Raw genomic sequence first — 1,418 nt, forward strand, 5'->3', positions numbered from 1 at the left:
CATCGGCTACTTATCTAATTGGCGGTACGACCGCAGCCCGGCCAGGCTTGGTCGAGGTGATCGGCGGGGTAGCTCTCACATTCGGCTGCCCACTTGATGTCTGGGTGTGGCTCAGATCTGGCGTGCGCCCTGCCGGTCACCGCGGCGTGGAGTGGCTCCAGAGGGGTCTGCCCAGCTCGAAGTAGCGTTGCCCTCCTCGCTGATGTCAGCCCCGGCTCACGCGAGGAGAAGCGCTGGTGGGACAGGTCATCATCGGGATGGACCCGCACAAGCGGTCGGCGACGATCGAGATCATCGACGGCAGGGAGACAGTGCTGGCCGGCGGCCGGTTCGGCACCGATCGCGTCGGTTACAAGGCGATGCTCGCCCTGGGCCGGCGGTATCCGGAACGCATCTGGGCGGTTGAGGGGTGCAACGGCATTGGCCGGCACATTGCCCAGCGGCTTGTCGCCGACGGTGAAACCGTGATCGACGTGCCGGCGAAGTTGTCGGCTCGGGCGCGGGTGTTCGCCACCGGTCAGGGTCGCAAGAGCGACCCGGTCGACGCGCACAGCGTGGCTGTGGCGGCGTTGCGCGCCAAGGGTTTGCGGACGGTTGCGGTCGATGATGCAACGGTGGCGCTGCGGCTGCTGGTCGACCGCCGCGACGGTCTCGGACAGGCCCGGACCGACCTGCTCAACCGCATCCACAAACTGCTGCTCGAGCTGCTTCCCGGCGGCGCGAAGAAGTTCCTGTCCGCCGATCAGGCGCGCGCTGTGCTGAACACGATCCGGCCTCGCGACCTCGTCGGGCGCACCCGGCGCCGGCTGGCCTCGGAGTTGATCAGCGAGCTCGTCCAGGTCGACAAGAAGATCAAAGCGGCGAACAAGGAACTGACCGAACTCGTCGACGCCACCGGCAGCAGCCTGCAGGACCTCAACGGCATCGGCCCGTCCGGGGCCGCCCGCCTGATCGGCGATGTCGGTGACATCCACCGCTTCGCCAGCCGCGCACACTTCGCCTCCTGGAACGGCACCGCGCCGCTGGACGCCTCGTCCGGCGACCAGCAACGCCACCGGCTGTCCCGCGCCGGAAACCGGCGCATCAACCGCGTCCTGCACATCATGGCCGTCGTTCAGCTACGGCACGACACGGCTGGACGCGCCTACTATCGGCGCCGGCTCGCGGAAGGCAAGACCCCGATGGAAGCCATGCGCGCGCTCAAGCGACGACTGTCCGATGTGGTCTACCGGCAGATGATCCGCGACGCGAAGACCAGCACAGAGACGGGCCCGGGAGGACAAGTGGGAGCGACTCTGCAATCCAGCGCGGCTGACCCAAATCCCCAGGTCAACACTTCGGAACAGTCACTGCCCGGACCCGCCGACATCCACCATAAGCCACGATCCATCCGCGCCGCTTGACAAAGAGGGGAGCCA

The 1,418-nt window shown here is 67.3% G+C and carries 1 protein-coding gene; it reads left to right on the forward strand.

The genetic code is table 11. The features are described 5' to 3' along the window. Nucleotides 1–236 precede the first annotated feature (236 nt). A complete protein-coding gene (locus AB0K00_RS57740) occupies nucleotides 237–1,403 on the forward strand; it encodes an IS110 family transposase (RefSeq protein WP_363540225.1) in 1,167 nt (388 codons plus the stop codon). Nucleotides 1,404–1,418 lie beyond the last annotated feature (15 nt).

It is taken from the genome of Dactylosporangium sp. NPDC049525 (genome assembly GCF_040676755.1).
In the GTDB taxonomy this organism is placed as follows: Bacteria; Actinomycetota; Actinomycetes; order Mycobacteriales; family Micromonosporaceae; genus Dactylosporangium.